This is a genomic window from Phycisphaerae bacterium, from assembly GCA_012729815.1.
GTDB lineage: Bacteria > Planctomycetota > Phycisphaerae > JAAYCJ01 > JAAYCJ01 > JAAYCJ01.
In genome coordinates this window covers 12325-28748 of the sequence record JAAYCJ010000223.1, presented here as the reverse complement: position 1 = coordinate 28748, position 16424 = coordinate 12325, and the positions used below count along the sequence as shown (strand labels likewise).

Below are 16424 nucleotides of genomic sequence, written 5' to 3'. Positions count from 1 at the left end.
CATCCGTCAATGGGTTCTGAAGCACAGGTAGTTTTTCTGGTGCGTCGAAACGACGCACCCTACTTATCTCCGCGTCTCAGCGTCTCTGCGGGAGATAGATCGCCCGAGATTCTAATGCCGGAAATGCCGGGTGCCGGTGAAGATCAGGGGGATCTTGTGTTCGTCAGCGGCGGCGATGACTTCGTCGTCGCGCTTCGAGCCGCCGGGTTCGACGATGGCTTTGACGCCGACCTTGGCGGCCTGGTCGATGCTGTCGCGGAAGGGGAAGAAGGCGTCGGAGGCCAGCACGCAGCCGCCAGCACGGTCGCCGGCCAACTCGGCTGCGACCTTGGTCGACATGACCCGCGACATCTGGCCCGCGCCGGTGCCGGCGAGCGTGCCGTCCTTGGCCAGGACGATCGCGTTGCTCTTGGTGTGCTTGCAGATCAGCCAGGCGAACCGCAGATCGCGCATCTGACCGTCAGTCGGCTTGGTCTTGGTCATCACCTTCCACTGCGATTCGTTGAGGCTCTCGTTGTCGCGGGTCTGGGCCAGCAGGGCGCCGCGAAGGCGCTTGAGGTCCCAGCCGGCCAGCGCAGCTTCGTCGAAGGCGGCGAGCGGCGTGCCGTCCCAGCCTTCGACCTTCAGCAGCCGCACGTCCTTGCCCCACGATTTTTTCGTGGTGAGCACTTCGAAGGCGTCGCCGGAGAAATCGGGAGCGATCACGATCTCAGCGAAGAACGCGCCGGCCCCGGCGTCCTTGCCGTAGTACTGGAGGCTGTTGACGATGGCGTCGGCGAGCTTGGCGTCGACCGGACGGTTGACCGCGATGATGCCGCCCATCGCGGCGTTGGGATCGCCCAGGTAGGCCCGGCGGTAGGCTTCGACGATATCGGCGTCGACGGCGGCTCCGCAGGGGTTGGTGTGCTTGATGACGCACACGCCCGGCTCGGTGAACTCCATGACCAGTTCGAGGGCGGCGTTGGCGTCGACGAGGTTGTTGTACGAGAGTTCCTTGCCGCCAAGCTGCTTGATATGGCCCCAGCCGGTGGGCACGTCCCTGGCGTCGATGTACAAAGCCGACTTCTGATGCGGATTCTCGCCGTAGCGCAGGTCCGGACCGGCCTTGGTGAACGAGGCCAGCAGCTTGCCGGGAAACGGCGAAGTTTCACCGGCCTCCGGGCGATCCTGCCCGCCGAGGTATTCCTGAATATAGATGTCGTATTCCGCGGTCATGCGGAACGCCCGATGGGCAAAGCCGAGCCGCATCGTCGGATCGACCCGCCGGTCGTTCTCCTTGAGCGTCTGGAGCACCAGCGGATACTGGGCGGGCGAGGTGACGATCAGCACGTCCTTGTGGTTCTTGGCTGAGGCCCGCACCATGGTCGGGCCGCCGATGTCGATATTCTCGATGGCCTTCTCGAACGTGCAGTTCGGATCGGAGGTCACCTGCACGAACGGGTAGAGGTTCACGCACACCAGGTCGATCGTGTCGATCCCGTGCCTGGCCAAATCCTGGCGGTGGGTTTCCTTGTCGCGCTTGGCCAGAATGCCCGCGTGGATGCGCGGGTGCAGCGTCTTGACGCGGCCGTCGAGCATTTCGGGAAACTGCGTGACGTCCTCGACCGGCGTGACGGGAATGCCGGCGTCCTGAAGGGCCTTGCAGGTCCCGCCGGTGCTCAGGAGCCGGATGCCGAGTTGATCGAGCCCGCGGGCGAACTCGATCAGGCCGGTCTTGTCGTACACGCTGAGCAGGGCCGTCTTGATCTGGACTTGCGACATGGTTGTGCCTCCGTGTTCCGCGGCCTAAAGCGAGATCAGGTCCGCGAGTTTGACGTTGAATTTGGTTTCGATTTCCTCGAGCCGCCCAGCCCGCTGCAGATCGTCGTTGATCCGCTGCCCGAGCGACAGCACGTACGGCCGGCCCTCGAGCCGGTCCCGCAGGTCCTGCCGCAGCAGGTCCCACCGCCCACCGTAGAATTCCTCGTTGCAGACGATCAGGACCTTGTCCTGCTCGGTCAGGGCCTCGACGATCCGCCGGAGTTCATCGGGCGGTTCGGCGTCGGGGGCTGGTTGTTCACTGGCATCCAAGGCCATGATTTTGTCGGCATCGGCATCGAAAAGCTGGCAGAACCCTGGATGGCGGAACAGCGAGCAACCGGCTGCGACGAACCCGATCAGTCGGCGGTCTGGTCGACGGCGCTCAGGCTTTCCGGCTCGAAACTGATCCGGCGGATGATCCGCTCCAGCAGATACCGCTCCAGCCGCTCATCCCGCCCCAGATCGACCCAGTGCACCCCGTCCCCTTCCTTGAGACGCTGGCCGGTATAGAGCGGGACGTTGTCCCGGAAGATCGTCAGCGTACCCGAGGCGGTGGTGACCTGCCGCTCCAACTGACTCTTTCGCTGGACATGCACCAGCACGTCCAGGTCGTAATGGTCGTCGGCTGGGACGAACTGGATCTCGACCTGGCGGCGCACGGTGTGCAGGGCGCTTTCAGCCCACTGGCACCATCCACGGGCGTCGGCCCGCCAGAACTCGAACGGCTGCTGGGAGACCTCCGGATGGCTCAGGATGATCCCAGCCCGGCGGTTCTGGAAGTCCGGCTCGAAGTAGTGCTCGCGGAGCACGTCGAGCACCTCGTCCCAGACCAGGTCGATCTCGGCTTTGGGAATGACGACTTCCGGCTTCTCGACGCCGGCCGTCCAGTCGGTGCCCTCGCAGCGGGAGCAACCCGTGATTATCAGCAAAAATGATGCAACTGTAGTCGCAAGGATTATTCTCATGGGCAAGATCATACCCTTGCTCATGGGCGGGTTCAACAAAAAACAGGCGGCCGAAGCGGGTTGGGCGCCAGAGATTTCCATTGACAAGCTCCGACCGACGCGGTAGTTTGTATCTGATTTGCGATCTCTTTATGCGGGGAAACAGCGTGAGGCGACAACATCCTGAGGGTGGGCTTTCAGGATAATCGACGGCCAGGGAAGGTCCTGTGTGGGCATGATCCGGCGCGTACTGCGCAATCAGGGTGCCTTTCGGCGCAGTGATCGCATCAACCGGATTGACTGCTTCTTCGACGGCGTGGACCGAGGATCGACTGGCGGCATCGGGGCTTGTACCTGACGCGGCCGATCCGAGGTCCGCGACGGTCGAAGGGCGGGGAGACGAGAGCCGAGATACGCGTCGAGTTGGGTGTGGGTTTTCCTTTCTAGGAGGAGGCACATGAACCGTTTGATGGTGGCAGGTGTGTGCCTGCTGCTGGCCGCGAGCTTCGCCGCCGCGGATTGGGATCCGATCGAGTCACAAAATGCACTATCCTCAGATGCCGGACATGAACGGCTGGGATGTGCGGGCCACGTACTACGCCGGTCTGGCCGATGATTTCCTCTGCGGCGGAACCGGTCCGATCACGGACTTCCACATCTGGACGTCCTACAAGGGCGACGTGGCGCTGTTGCCGAGCGACCTTGAATTCATCCACACGGCGATTTACGCGGACATCCCGGACCCGGACGGCGCAGGTCCCCTCTACAGCATGCCCGGAGCGATGCTGTGGCACCACGACTGGCAACTGGACCCGGCAATCGGGACGTTCAGCGTGCGGCCATGGGGCGAGGGCGTTCAGGGCTGGTATGATCCTCTGGCGAGCCTCGTGCTCGAGGAGGATCACACCGGGGTCTACCAGTGGAATTTCCTTATCGATCCGACCGAGGCGTTCTACCAGATCGAAGGCACGGTTTACTGGCTGGAGTTCAGCTACAAGCTGACTCCGGCGGCCATCGAGATGGGCAAACGCATCGGCTGGAAAACGACGCTGAACCACTGGAACGATGATGCGGTCTACCGCGAAATCGTGGACGGCCAGCCTCCGGTCTGGCAGGAACTGCGGGATCCGCTGACCCAGGCTTCGCTGGACATGGCGTTCGTGATCACGCCGGAACCGGCGACGCTGGCGATTCTGTTGCTGGGCGGGCTGGCCCTGCCGCGGCGCAGATGCTGATCACTCAGCGGTTTAGCACACACAACGGGCTCCGCGACGAGAACCTATCGTCGCGGAGTTCTTTTTTGGCGCGATACGGCCTTTCCATCGCCATTAAAGCGGTTTCTTTGCTTGACCGGCGGGATGGGCGGGGATATCCTCGGGGTTTTCGGGCTCGATGAAAAATCGGGGCGACGCGGTCCCGGAAGCCAGGCTTTTGGAGCAGGAGAATAGACCATGGCGCAGGCGCAGGCGGATTTCGGACTGATCGGGCTGGCGGTGATGGGCGAGAACATCGTCCTGAACATCGAGAGTCACGGGTTTGCGGTGGCGGTGTTCAATCGGACGGTCTCCAAGGTGGATGACTTCGTCAACGGCCGGGCCAAGGGCAAGAAGATCATCGGTGCGCGCAGCATCGAGGAACTCGTCGCCGCCCTCAAACGCCCGCGCAAGGTCATGCTGCTGGTCAAAGCCGGCCAGGCGGTGGACGACTTCATCGAGAAGCTGATCCCTCACCTCGAAAAGGGCGACATCATCATCGACGGCGGCAACTCGCACTTCCCGGACACCATCCGGCGGACCAAGTACGTCGAGAGCAAGGGCCTGCTGTACATCGGCACGGGCGTTTCCGGCGGCGAGGAAGGAGCCCTCAAGGGCCCGTCCATGATGCCCGGCGGCTCGCCCGAGGCCTGGCCGCACGTCAAGGACATCTTCCAGACCATCTGCGCCCACACCCCGCAGGGCGAACCCTGCTGCGACTGGATGGGCGAGGACGGGGCCGGGCACTTCGTCAAGATGGTGCACAACGGCATCGAGTACGGCGACATGCAGATGATCTGCGAGACCTACGACCTGATGAAACGCGGGTTGGGAATGGGCAATCAGGAGATGCACGAGGTCTTCGCGGAATGGAACAAGGGTGAACTGGATTCGTACCTGATCGAGATCACCCGCGATATTCTGGGCTACAAGAACGAAGAAGGCCAGTACGTGGTGGACCTGATCGTCGACCGGGCGGGCCAGAAAGGCACGGGCAAGTGGACGGCGATTGAGGCCCTCAACCAGGGCATGCCGCTGACTCTGATCGGCGAGGCGGTCTTCGCCCGCTGCCTCTCGGCCATCAAGGACGAGCGGGTCGAGGCGGCCAGGATTCTCCAAGGCAGAACCGAAGCCTTCAGCGGCGACAAGAAGCAGTTCGTCGACGACCTGCGGCGGGCGCTGTACGCCTCGAAGATCGTCTCGTACGCCCAGGGCTACCAGCTCATGCGGGCGGCGGCCGGCGAATACAAGTGGAACCTCAACTACGGCGGAATCGCCATGGTCTGGCGCGGCGGCTGCATCATCCGCTCGGTGTTCCTCGGCAAGATCCGCGACGCGTTCCAGCGAAATCCCAAGCTGGTCAACCTGCTGCTCGATCCGTTCTTCAAGGGCGTGATGGATGAGAACCAGGCCGCGTGGCGGCGGGTGGCGGCGACGGCGGTCCGGCTGGGCATTCCGACCCCGGCCATGTGCGCCGCGCTGACCTACTTCGACGGATACCGCAGCGAACGGCTGCCCGCCAACCTGCTCCAGGCCCAGCGGGACTACTTCGGGGCCCACACCTACGAGCGGGTGGACAAGCCCCGCGGCCAGTACTTCCATACCGACTGGACCGGGCTGGGCGGAACGACCTCGGCCTCGACCTACAACGCCTAACCTTCAGCGGGCATTCTCCGGGCGCTCCAGAATGCCGGAAGGGATGATGGTGCGCCCGGAGACCGCCGCCCCTCCAGTTCACGCTTAACTATTTTACATACAATGCTTTATGTTGGCATAGCGGAGTGGATTCGCCACATTATGCATAATTAGACGGCGGGGGATGTTCCGGAAATTACCGCCCTGAATGATCAGTTAACAGAGAGCAGAAAGATTTCTGTAGACTTCTGCACTCAAAACAGGTATCTTACACTCTAATTGGAGTGTAGTGAGTATCTGTCCGATGAACAGAACGGAAAAATCGGTTATTGGGAGGCCGCAACATGGCTGAGGAGATCATACCGTTTATCGTCGTGGGGTTTCTGGCCCAGTTGATCGACGGGGCGTTGGGCATGGCCTATGGGGTCAGCTCGACCAGCTTTCTGTTGAGTCTGGGGGTTCCGCCCGCGGTGGCCAGTGCCAGCGTCCACACCGCTGAGGTGTTCACCACCGCGGTTTCGGGGTTTTCGCACTGGCGGCTGGGCAATATCGACCGTCAGCTCTTCAAGCGTCTGGTGATTCCGGGCGCCATTGGCGGATTCGTGGGCGCCTATGTGCTGACCTCGGTGCCGGGGGATACGATCAAGCCGTTCATCACGGCGTATCTGCTGGTGATGGGGGCGATGATCCTGTGGAAGGCGCTTCGCCGCAACGAGAGCAAGCCGTGGGGACGGATGACCCCGCTGGGTCTGGCGGGCGGCTTCTGCGACGCGGTCGGAGGCGGCGGCTGGGGGCCGATCGTGAGCTCGACGCTGGTGGCTACCGGCCACTGCCCGCGCCGGTCGATCGGTTCGGTCAACGCCGCGGAGTTCCTGGTCACATTCGTCCAAGCGGTCACGTTCGTGACCATCCTGGGCTTCGCTCAGAACTGGAAGCCGATCATCGGACTGATCGTCGGCGGGGTGGCGGCGGCGCCGCTGGCCGCTCACATGTGCCGCATTCTGCCCCGTCGCGGGCTGATGGGGCTGGTGGGCGTGCTGATCGTCCTGGTCGGCGTGCGGACGACGCTGGGCATGGCCGGCTACTCGATCAACTGGGTGTACTTCGCGGTGCCGATGGTGGGCTCGCTGTTGCTCCTGTCGGTTCTGATGGCCATCCGCAAGACCCGAGTCGAGCCCGTCCCGCAGGGCCAGGGCGCCGACTAGATCGATTTGGAGAGACGGCTGCTCGGGGCAAGAAGAGCTTTGGGCGGCATGGCAATGGTGTAAGGTGCGCGTCCGCAAGGCCGCACCTTGCATCAGTTTTTACGACCATAGGCTGCGGACCGGCAGGCGAACGGACCGCTGGAACCGTTGCGCCGCCGGGCCGCGGGAATTGACTTTGCCCAGCCTGGTCGGTAACATGCCCCTACTATGAATACGGAAGCACAAGCCATACTCAAGACGGAAGTTCGCGGCCTGCCGATCAAGCGGGGCAAGGTGCGGGACATCTACGACCTGGGCGATCAGTTGGTCCTGGTGGCCAGCGACCGGATCAGCGCCTTTGACGTGGTGATGCCCAACGGCATCTCCCACAAGGGCGTCCTGCTGACCCAGATCAGCAACTTCTGGTTCGAACGGTTCAAGGACCGCGTCCGCAACCACCTGATCGGGACGAAACTCACCGATCTGCCGGAGGCGTTCCGGGCCCAGCCGCAGGTCTTTGCCGGCCGGTCGGTGCTCGTCCGCAAGTACCCGGTGGTCCCGATCGAGTGCGTGGTCCGCGGCTACATCACCGGAAGCGGCTGGAAGGAATACAAGACCAGCGGCACGGTCTGCGGGATCAAGCTGCCCGCCGGCCTGCGGCAGTGCGACAAACTGCCCGAGCCGCTCTTCACGCCGGCCACCAAGGCGGCCACCGGCCACGATGAGAACATCAGCTTCGAGACCGCCTCGGAAATCGTGGACCAGGTCGTCCTGGATCAGCTCAAGAAGACCAGCCTCGACCTGTACCAGGCGGCGGCTCAGTACGCCCGCGAGAAGGGCATCATCATCGCCGACACTAAATTCGAGTTCGGACTGGCCGGCGACGGACAGATCGTGCTGGTCGACGAGGTCCTGACCCCGGACTCCTCGCGGTTCTGGCCCGCCGATCAGTACGAACCGGGCCACGACCAGCCGTCGTTCGACAAGCAGTTCGTCCGCAACTATCTGGAAACGCTGGACTGGGACAAGACCCCTCCGGGTCCCCAGTTGCCGGCCGAGGTGGTCGAAGGCACCAGTCGGCGCTACGCCGAGGCCTACGAGCGCCTCACCGGCCGGAAATTCGACCCCCTTGCCATTGCCAAAGGCTGACCGATCATGGGAATGACCATCACCGAGAGAATTCTGGCCGCCCACGCCGGGCGGGATTCCGTTTCACCGGGCGAGAACATCTGGGTCAACGTCGATACGTTGATGACGCACGACGTGTGCGGACCGCCGACGATCGGCATCTTCCGCGAGCAGTTCGGCCGCAAGGCCAAGGTGTTCGATCCGCGGCGGGTGGTCATCATTCCGGACCACTACATCTTCACCGCCGACGAGAACGCCCACCGCAATATTGCGCTGCTTCGCGAGTTCGCCGCCGAGCAGGGCCTCGTCAGCTTCTACGACGCCGACTTCGTCAATAAGCCCGGCGTGCCGACCGGCTACCGCTGCACGCGGGATACCTGCTACAGCGGGGTCTGCCACAGCACGCTGGCTGAAAAGGGCCACTGCCGGCCGGGCGAGGTGATGCTCGGCACCGACAGCCACACGTGCACCGCCGGCGCGTTCGGCCAGTTCGCCACCGGCATCGGCAACACCGAAGCCGCGTTCGTGCTGGGCACGGGCAAGCTGTGGCTTAAGGTTCCGCCGACCATGCGCTTCCGTTTCGAAGGCCGCATGCCCGAGTATCTGATGGCCAAGGACCTGATCCTGGCGGTGATCGGCGAGATCGGCACGGATGGGGCGACGTACCGGGCGATGGAGTTCGTCGGCTCGACCATCGACGCCCTGAGCATCGAGGAGCGGATGACGGTCTGCAACATGGCCATCGAGGCCGGCGGCAAGAACGGCATCATGGCCGCGGACATCCGCACGGCTGAGTATCTGTCCGACCGGACCGATATCGATTACCGGGTCTTCCGCAGCGATGAGGACGCGGAGTTCCTCAGCACCCACGATTTCGACACCGAAAAGCTCGAACCGACAATCGCCCAGCCGCATTCACCGGGCAACCGGGCCACCGCCCGCGAACTAAGCAGCCAGAAGATTGACCGGTCGTACATCGGCTCGTGCACGGGCGGCAAACTGACCGACCTGCTGGCCGCAGCCAGGGTCCTGCGGGGCCGCAAGGTCCGGGTCGACACCTTCATCGTGCCCGCCACAGTAACCGTCGACCGCCAGATGGACCAGATTCACCTCGACGGCAAGAGCGTCCGGCAGGTGTTCCAGGACGCCGGCTGCCACATCGGACCGCCCTCGTGCGCCGCGTGCCTGGGCGGACCGATCGACACCTTCGGCCGGGCCAACGAACCGCTGCAGGTGGTCAGCACGACCAACCGCAATTTCCCCGGACGCATGGGCCACAAGCAGGCCGGCATCTTTCTGGCCAGCCCGCTGACCGCAGCGGCCAGCGCGTTGACCGGCAGGATCACCGATCCGCGGGAGATGCTCCAGTAGTCGCAAGGGGAGGCCGATGCACGCCTTTATCGTGCCGCCGAAGATCGTTACCGGACCCGGCTGCATCGGCGAACTGGGCACGGAGGCCTCGCGCCTCGGCCGATCCGCCATGCTGGTTATCGGGTGCAAATCGGTCGCCTCGGCCGGCGGTACAGACAAACTTCGCGGGCAACTGACCGCAGCCGGCTTGACCGTGGAAGTCTTCGAGAACGTCCATCCCGAACCCCCCTGCCAGGACGTCGACACCCTTCGCCAGCGGATCAAAACCCACGGCAGCGACGTGCTGGTCGCGGTCGGAGGCGGATCGGTGATGGACATCGCCAAAGCCGCCGCCATCCTGGCGTTTTCCGACCGCCCTACCGCCGAGCACGTGGCCAGCCAGAGACTGCCCGACCGCAGCCTGCCCATGATCGCCGCACCAACCACCGCCGGCACCGGATCGGAGGCGACGCCCACCGCCGTGCTGACCGACAAGTCGATCGACCGCAAGAAGTCCATCCGCCATCCCGAACTGATGATGCCCAAGGTGGCGATCGTGGACCCGGAACTGATGCTCTCGTGCCCGCCCGGCGTGACCGCTGCTTCCGGGGCCGACGCCTTCGTCCAGGCCGTCGAGAGCTTCTGCTCGAAGATCACCACCAGCCTCACCGACGCCTGTTCCGAAAAGGCGATTGTTTTGACCGCCCGTCATCTGGAGCGGGCGTATCGCGACGGGAGCGACCTGGAGGCCCGCCAGGCGATGGCTGAGGGCAGCCTGCTGGCCGGCATGGCGCTGGCCAACGCCCGGCTGGGGGTGGTGCACGGCCTGGCCCACCCGATCGGGGGCCGGTTCGGCGTTCCGCACGGGCTGGCCTGCGCCGTCCTGCTGCCCTACGTGCTGGAGTATAACCGGCAGGTGCTGGAGGCGTCCGGCAAGTACGCCCGTCTGGCTGGGCTGCTCGGAACCGATCCGGTCCGGTTCGCCTGGAACCTGCTGAAGTCACTGGACCTGCCCAGCGATTTTCGGACGTGGCCGGTGGACCGGTCGCTGATCCCGGAACTGGCTGAGGAGGGCATGGACTCCGGATCCACCAAGGCCAACCCGCGACCCGCCACGCGCGACGATCTGGCCGCCCTGCTGGAGAAGGTGCTCTAGCCTCCCGGCTGGAACTCGCAGCAAACTTCCTGCCATTTTCGATTTGTCCAGTCATTTGGCGCGTGGGGGAAAGGGCCGCAGATCAAGGGGGCACTTGTGTCAACCGATAAGCACACAGGGAGAAATGGCTCTTAATAACCGCTCCTGACAGCCGTGAGGAACCATCCTTGCGAGCGACAGACCGAGCACCATGTCGGACACGAATGGGAACATACTGCTGATCGACGCCGACCCGGAACTGCGGGAAAGCCTGCAAAGGGATCTGGCCGAGCAGGACATCACGCTGGTCTGCGCCGACGGGATCGGCGGCGCCATGGCCCGTTTGGCCGAGGATCCCGGCGCGGTCTGTGTCGTCATTTCCGAGGCCGAACTGCCCGACGGCGGCGGCCTGGACCTGATCGAGAAGATCCGCAGCCTCCATCTGGCCTGCCCGGTCATCTTCCTGGCCAACTCGGGTGAGACCGAGACGGTCAAGCGAGTCCTGCGGGCCGGGGCGTTCGAATACTATCAGAAACCGGTGGCGTTCGAGGTCCTCTGGGATGCGATTTGTCGCGGGATGGGCCATGCCGCGGGGCGCGGCGGCGACCGCCGGCGTCTGGTTCCCCGGCTGTCGCCCGAGGCCAATGTCCCCGGCTATCGCGACGATCTGACCGGTCTGGCTTCGCATCGGTTCATTGTCGAACGGCTCGGACGGATGCGGAAGGACTGCGCCCAGCAGGATTTGCCGATGAGCCTGCTGCTGGTGGATATCGATGATTTCCGTAACCTCAATACCAGCCGGGGGTTCTCGGCATGCGACCGGTTGTTGGTCGATTTCGCCAACCGGATGACCCGCTGCGTCCGCACCGACGACATCGTGGGGCGGTACGGCGGCGATGAGTTTCTCGTAGTGCTGCCGGGCGGCGGCGAGAAGGCCGGCCGCAGGGTCGCCGAACGGATCATCGATTGCCTGCGGGACGAACCGCTGACGATCGATGGATCGCCGGTGAAGATCCCGGTGTGCCTGGGGCTGGTCGAGATCCATCCAAACGACACGGGCGAGGATTTCGAGTTTCTCGATCGGGTCATCGAGGCGGTGTACCACGCCAAGCTCAGCGGTCCGGAGACCATCGTCACGTGGCGTCCGGGACTGACCCAGCAGAACCTGTCGTGGGAGTTCTCGGCTGAGCCGGTCCGGCCCGATCCGGACGTCGAGTCGATCAACATCATGATGTGGCGGTTCCGCGAGCTGAACCGGCAGGTCGGCAGCGTCATCTACGAATCGCTGCGGGTGTTGGTGGCGGCGGTCGAAGCCCGCGACCCGTACACTCGGGACCATTCGATAAAGGTCGCCGCCTTCTCCAAGGAGATCGCCGGCGAGATGGGTCTTCCGGCCCGGCAGGTTCAGACTATCTACTCCGCCGCCCTGCTGCACGACATCGGCAAGATCGGCATTCCCGACGCCGTGCTGATCAAACCCGGACGGCTGACCGACGACGAGCGGGAGTTGATCGAGCAGCACCCGCTGATCGGCTACAACATCCTCCAGCAGACGCGGTTCTTCACCGCCGAACTGCCCCTGGTCAAACACCACCACGAGCGGATCGACGGACGGGGGTATCCCGACGGGCTGATCGGCGAGGCCATCCCGGCCGGAGCCCGGATCATCCACGTCGCCGACGCGGTCGAGGCCATGCTCGCCGCCCGCAGCTATAAGCGGCCGTTCCCCCTCGAATTCGTCATCGACCAGCTCCGCCGCATGGCCGGCAGCCAGTTCGATCAGACCGCCGCCGATATCGCCCTGCAACTGATCCAGCGCGGGGTTCTCGACGTCATCTGGACCAAGAATCCCGTCATGCCCCAGCCCGAACTCTTCATGCAGACCGAAGGTCTGTAGCAAGCCGACAGGTCGCAGCCGGCGGACCCGGTTGGACTATCCTGCGTGGAATTCGAAGCCACAGGCGGTCCATCAGATGCCGGAGCGGGCGCATCGGGCGGCGAGGCTTTGACGATCGTCGCCGGTGTGGGCCGTCTGGCCCGGAGGCTGGAGATGGAGCGGCCAGAACGGCTTTGACTTTCGTTGGCGGTTGGGATAGATAGGCGGAAAGGGAACGAGCCGTTGCGTTGGGCGGATTTGGAAGGAGCCGACGATGAGGAAGTTTGTCCTGTTGCCGTTGGGGTTGGCGGTGGCGTTCGGTTTTGCCGGCTGCGATGAGCCGGTGGGCAAGGAGTCGGGCGTGCCGTCGTGGTTGACACAGAAGATCGCCCAGATCGAGTCCCAGCCGGCGGAGCGTCGGCCGCCGGAGATCAGCCGGTGGGAGTATCACGGCCAGACCGTCTACTACATCCCGGCTGAATATCCCGATGACTACGCCGACCTGTACGACGCCGACGGCAACCTGATCGGCCATCCCTCGGGCGGGATCACCGGAATGGGCGAGGGCAAGATCACCGACTTCTTCAAGGACCGCACAAACGGCGAGGTGCTCTGGAAGAACGAGCCGTAGACTCGCCGATGTTCGGTTCGTCTGGCTGCGGTTCGCTCGTCCGCGGTCAGGAATCCGCTGTGACGGCAGCGGCGTTGAGGAGGGCGGCGGCTTCTTCGTCCGAGGCGGCGAGCACATGGTACTGGCCGGCGAACTGGCGCATCGGGCCGAGCCAGTCGGCGGAGAGGGTTAGTTCCATCCGGGCCTGGTTGTCGAGGTACTGCGTTTCGTGGATCTGGGCGTGGCGGTTCAGGAAGCTCAGCAGTTTGCCCGCGTCGCAGCCGACCTCGATAGTCAGATGCAGAGCCGGCTTGAGGTAGTACCATCGCGCCCGTTCAGTCAGCAGGTCGAGTCCCTCGCCGCTGCGGGCTGAGACAGCCAACGCGGTCGGATGGTGCCGCCGCAGAACCTGGACCTCGTGGCGGTCGTCGAGCTTGTCGATCTTGTTGAGCACGGTCACCACGTTCTTCTCTTCGCAGCCGAGATCCTTGAGCACCGCGTTGACGGTCTCGATCTGGCGCTCGGCCTGCGGGTTCGACGCGTCCACCACGTGCAGCAGCAGATCGGCGTGGATGGCCTCTTCCAGCGTCGCCCGAAACGACGCGATCAGGTGGTGCGGCAGGTTGCGGATGAAACCGACGGTATCGGAGAGCAACGCGTGCAGGCCCTGGCCGAGATTCCACCGGCGGGTCCGCGTATCGAGCGTCGCGAAGAGCTTGTCCTCGACGTAGACGTCGGCCCCGGTCAAGGCGTTCATCAGCGTGCTCTTGCCCGCGTTGGTGTAGCCGACGAGGCACACGGTGAACTGGCTGCCGCGGCTTGAGACTTCGCGCATCTTGCGCTCGTCGATCTGATCGAGCTCGCGCTTGAGGCGGTCGATCGCCTTGCGGACAAGCCGCCGGTCGGTCTCGAGCTGCTTTTCGCCCGGACCGCGGGTGCCGATGCCGCCGACGGACCCCGCCGTGCCGCCGCCGCCCGCGCCGGCGATCCGCTCCAGGTGGCCCCACATCCGCGTGAGGCGCGGATAGGTGTACTGAAGCTGGGCCAGTTCGACCTGGTTGCGGGCCTGGGCGGTGCGGGCGTGAGTCGCGAAGATATCGAGAATCAACTCACTGCGATCGAGCACCTTACACTCGATCACCTTCTCGATGTTGCGGATTTGCGCGGGCGTCAGGTCGTTATCGAAGACGACCAGGTCGGCCCCCTTCGACTTGACCGTCTCGGCCAGTTCGTTGACCTTGCCCTTGCCGATATAGTGCTGCGGATCGATGTGCGGCCGCTTTTGCACCAGTTTGGCCACGACCTTGGCCCCAGCCGTTCTGGCCAGTTCCTCCAGTTCGCGGAAGCTGTCAAACCCGTCGTCCTGACCCGGGCCAACCAGCGCCACCAGGACCGCCGCCTCTTTGCCGACCGTCTGTTTGTTCTCTTTCATACTGAAGTGTCGAGTCCTCCTGAAGTTACAGGAGCCATTATACCAACCCCGCCGCCCCGCTGCCACCTTCACCAACACGTCGCCACTTTCCGTGGTCGGGGCGGCTGGGCATCCCGTGATTATCGCGTATAGAACTCCAGCACCAGGCTGTAGTCCATCTCGAACGGGAGCCGGACGTCCTCGAGGGCCGGCCGGCGCAGCACGCGGACCTCCATTGCCGTCTCGTCCCGCTCCAGCCAGTCGGCGACCGGCCCGGTCTCCGAACTCGCCGCCGCCTGCTCGACGAGCTTGCGACTACGCGGGCGGACAGAGATGACCTCGCCGGGCGATACGCCGTATGACGGCCGGTCCACCTTGGCCTCGTCGACGAAGATGTGGCCGTGCACCACCATCTGGCGGGCCTGCCAGATGGTCCGGGCCCATCCCGCCCGGCGGAGGGCGTTGTCCAGCCGCGTTTCCAGCATCTCGGCGAATGCGTCCAGCGTCGCCTGCCGCGACTGCTGGGCCTTCTGGAGATAGTGGTGCAACTGCCGCTCGCCGAGGTCGTAGTAGTAGGCCAGCTTCTGCTTTTCCGCCAGTTGCCGGCCGTACAACTCCCTTCGAATAGGACGATGGCCGTGCTGCCCGGGCCGGTACGGACGGCGAAGGTGCGTGTGCTTCGGCGTCTCAGCCACCGGAGCCCCCAGCTTCCGGCTCAACCTGATTTTTGGTCCCGTGTAGTTAGCCATATCATATTTCCCAAAATGGCACTAAGCCATGAATCGGTAACCACTGATCCACGAAACTCCCCAATTGGACAATTATAGGACGCTCGCGGGCTCGGTACGGCTCACCATGCACAAAAATGTAATGACTTAGATCAATTCCCTAGAAGAGTAGCACGGAACACGCGGACCACGCGGAGAAGAAGAGAATTGAAAATGTCAAATGGCGAAATGCAAAGTACAAGCTGGACGCCCCAGGCGGCCTTTTTCATTCTGGCTACTGGCTTCTGACTTCTTCCCCTCCGCGTGTTCCGCGTGCTCCGTGCCGGCTGCATTTGTGGTTCGGTTGGTGGGGCGATATAATTCCGGATCGGCGGGCATGGCGGATCTGCCGGAAGGAGTTGGCGTTGCCGCAGTCTTCATCGAAATACGTATTTGGCCCGGTGCCGAGTCGGCGGCTTGGACGGTCGTTGGGGGTGGATTTGATCCCGCCCAAGACGTGCACGTTGGATTGTGTTTACTGTCAGATCGGCCGGACTACGGAAAAGAGCATCGAGCGGCGCGAGTTTGTGCCGCTGGAGGAGGTGGCGGCTGAGATCGCGCGGGTGCTGGCCGGCGGGGTTCGGCCCGATTATATCACGCTGGCTGGGTCAGGCGAACCGACCCTCTACAGCCGTCTGGGCGAGCTGATCGACCGGATCCACAGCCTGACCGACGTTCCCGTGGACGTGCTGACCAATGGGACGCTGCTGTTCGACCCGCGGGTCCGCGACGAAGTGGCCCGGGCCGACCTGATCGTCCCGTCGCTGGACGCGGGCGACGCGGCGACGTTCGAGCGGATCAACCGCCCAGCCCCGGCGATCGGCTTTGATCAATACATCGACGGCTTGCGCGAATTCTGCCGCCAGCACGGATCGAAGGTGTGGCTGGAGGTCTTCATCGTCCAGGGCATCAACGATTCGGATGAGGCGGTGGACCGGATCGCGGCCATCGCCAACGATCTGGGGGTGGCGAGAATTCAGCTCAACACGGCGGTGCGGCCGCCGGCTGAGCCGGACGTCCAAGCCGTCACGCCGCAGCGCCTGGCCGAGATCGCCGATCGCTTTGAGCCCAGGGCGGAGGTGGTCGCCGACTTCCCGGAGAAGGAGTACACCGGTCAGTTCCAGGGCGGCGTCGAGGCGGTGCTGGAGACCCTTCGCCGCCGGCCGTGCACGCTCGACGACCTGGCAGCCGGCTTGGACATGCACCGTCCGGAGATCGCCAAGGTGCTCGAAAAACTCCTTCGGGCCGGGCGGATCGCCGGCGAGCAGCGGCAGGGAAGGCTTTACTACCTGGCCGTGCGTGAAAAGCCCGCGGAGAAAAGGACTTAAGAT

The 16424-nt window shown here is 64.1% G+C and carries 14 protein-coding genes; 9 read left to right on the top strand and 5 right to left on the bottom strand.

Features of this window, described 5'->3' with window-relative positions; genetic code table 11:
- Positions 1-111 precede the first annotated feature (111 nt).
- The 3 genes from purH to GXY33_14610 form a co-directional block, all read right to left on the bottom strand.
- Complete coding sequence (purH, locus tag GXY33_14620) at positions 112-1761, bottom strand: bifunctional phosphoribosylaminoimidazolecarboxamide formyltransferase/IMP cyclohydrolase (GenBank protein ID NLX06369.1); 1650 nt, start codon at positions 1759-1761, stop codon at positions 112-114.
- A 24-nt stretch (positions 1762-1785) separates the two neighbouring features.
- A complete protein-coding gene (locus GXY33_14615) occupies positions 1786-2076 on the bottom strand; it encodes a hypothetical protein (GenBank protein ID NLX06368.1) in 291 nt (96 codons plus the stop codon).
- A gap of 80 nt (positions 2077-2156) precedes the next feature.
- Positions 2157-2729: a hypothetical protein gene (locus GXY33_14610; GenBank protein NLX06367.1), complete on the bottom strand. Its 573-nt coding sequence runs from the start codon at positions 2727-2729 to the stop codon at positions 2157-2159.
- Positions 2730-3286: 557 nt separating this feature from the next.
- Here GXY33_14610 and GXY33_14605 point away from each other — a divergent pair.
- The 8 genes from GXY33_14605 (at position 3287) to GXY33_14570 (ending at position 12936) form a co-directional block, all read left to right on the top strand.
- Positions 3287-3979 carry a hypothetical protein gene (locus GXY33_14605; GenBank protein ID NLX06366.1) on the top strand — a complete coding sequence of 231 codons (693 nt, stop codon included), beginning with the start codon at positions 3287-3289 and terminating at the stop codon, positions 3977-3979.
- 216 nt (positions 3980-4195) lie between these two features.
- Positions 4196-5653, top strand: coding sequence for a decarboxylating NADP(+)-dependent phosphogluconate dehydrogenase (gene gnd / locus GXY33_14600; GenBank protein NLX06365.1), 1458 nt, complete (start codon positions 4196-4198; stop codon positions 5651-5653).
- 323 nt (positions 5654-5976) lie between these two features.
- The gene (locus tag GXY33_14595; protein ID NLX06364.1) at positions 5977-6837 is read left to right on the top strand and encodes a sulfite exporter TauE/SafE family protein; all 861 of its coding nucleotides are present in this window, start codon (positions 5977-5979) and stop codon (positions 6835-6837) included.
- 207 nt (positions 6838-7044) lie between these two features.
- Positions 7045-7965, top strand: a complete 921-nt coding sequence (locus GXY33_14590) for a phosphoribosylaminoimidazolesuccinocarboxamide synthase (GenBank protein ID NLX06363.1) — start codon at positions 7045-7047, stop codon at positions 7963-7965.
- Positions 7966-7971: 6 nt separating this feature from the next.
- Positions 7972-9315 (top strand): 3-isopropylmalate dehydratase large subunit, encoded by a 1344-nt coding sequence (locus GXY33_14585; GenBank protein ID NLX06362.1) that lies wholly within the window; start codon positions 7972-7974, stop codon positions 9313-9315.
- 16 nt (positions 9316-9331) lie between these two features.
- Positions 9332-10450 carry an iron-containing alcohol dehydrogenase gene (locus tag GXY33_14580; protein NLX06361.1) on the top strand — a complete coding sequence of 373 codons (1119 nt, stop codon included), beginning with the start codon at positions 9332-9334 and terminating at the stop codon, positions 10448-10450.
- A gap of 190 nt (positions 10451-10640) precedes the next feature.
- Positions 10641-12326: a diguanylate cyclase gene (locus GXY33_14575; protein NLX06360.1), complete on the top strand. Its 1686-nt coding sequence runs from the start codon at positions 10641-10643 to the stop codon at positions 12324-12326.
- A gap of 253 nt (positions 12327-12579) precedes the next feature.
- On the top strand, positions 12580-12936 hold the full coding sequence (locus tag GXY33_14570; protein ID NLX06359.1) for a hypothetical protein: 357 nt from the start codon (positions 12580-12582) through the stop codon (positions 12934-12936).
- Between the two features lie 46 nt (positions 12937-12982).
- On the opposite strand, the gene hflX is transcribed toward GXY33_14570, so the two are convergent.
- Entirely contained in the window at positions 12983-14347 is a 1365-nt protein-coding gene (gene hflX / locus GXY33_14565) for a GTPase HflX (GenBank protein ID NLX06358.1), read from the bottom strand.
- Positions 14348-14466: 119 nt separating this feature from the next.
- Positions 14467-15075, bottom strand: coding sequence for a 30S ribosomal protein S4 (gene rpsD, locus GXY33_14560; GenBank protein NLX06357.1), 609 nt, complete (start codon positions 15073-15075; stop codon positions 14467-14469).
- A gap of 383 nt (positions 15076-15458) precedes the next feature.
- Here rpsD and GXY33_14555 point away from each other — a divergent pair, with 383 nt between their 5' ends.
- Positions 15459-16421 (top strand): radical SAM protein, encoded by a 963-nt coding sequence (locus tag GXY33_14555; GenBank protein NLX06356.1) that lies wholly within the window; start codon positions 15459-15461, stop codon positions 16419-16421.
- Positions 16422-16424 lie beyond the last annotated feature (3 nt).

What these genes read in the sequence shown, in the direction of transcription:
- GXY33_14590 (NLX06363.1), top strand. Translation starts at nt 7,045, where the DNA reads ATGAATACGGAAGCACAAGCCATACTCAAGACGGAAGTTCGCGGCCTG.
- rpsD (NLX06357.1), bottom strand. Translation starts at nt 15,075, where the DNA reads ATGGCTAACTACACGGGACCAAAAATCAGGTTGAGCCGGAAGCTGGGG.
- GXY33_14585 (NLX06362.1), top strand. Translation starts at nt 7,972, where the DNA reads ATGGGAATGACCATCACCGAGAGAATTCTGGCCGCCCACGCCGGGCGG.
- gnd (NLX06365.1), top strand. Translation starts at nt 4,196, where the DNA reads ATGGCGCAGGCGCAGGCGGATTTCGGACTGATCGGGCTGGCGGTGATG.
- GXY33_14580 (NLX06361.1), top strand. Translation starts at nt 9,332, where the DNA reads ATGCACGCCTTTATCGTGCCGCCGAAGATCGTTACCGGACCCGGCTGC.
- hflX (NLX06358.1), bottom strand. Translation starts at nt 14,347, where the DNA reads ATGAAAGAGAACAAACAGACGGTCGGCAAAGAGGCGGCGGTCCTGGTG.
- GXY33_14570 (NLX06359.1), top strand. Translation starts at nt 12,580, where the DNA reads ATGAGGAAGTTTGTCCTGTTGCCGTTGGGGTTGGCGGTGGCGTTCGGT.
- purH (NLX06369.1), bottom strand. Translation starts at nt 1,761, where the DNA reads ATGTCGCAAGTCCAGATCAAGACGGCCCTGCTCAGCGTGTACGACAAG.
- GXY33_14575 (NLX06360.1), top strand. Translation starts at nt 10,641, where the DNA reads ATGTCGGACACGAATGGGAACATACTGCTGATCGACGCCGACCCGGAA.
- GXY33_14595 (NLX06364.1), top strand. Translation starts at nt 5,977, where the DNA reads ATGGCTGAGGAGATCATACCGTTTATCGTCGTGGGGTTTCTGGCCCAG.
- GXY33_14615 (NLX06368.1), bottom strand. Translation starts at nt 2,076, where the DNA reads ATGGCCTTGGATGCCAGTGAACAACCAGCCCCCGACGCCGAACCGCCC.
- GXY33_14605 (NLX06366.1), top strand. Translation starts at nt 3,287, where the DNA reads ATGCACTATCCTCAGATGCCGGACATGAACGGCTGGGATGTGCGGGCC.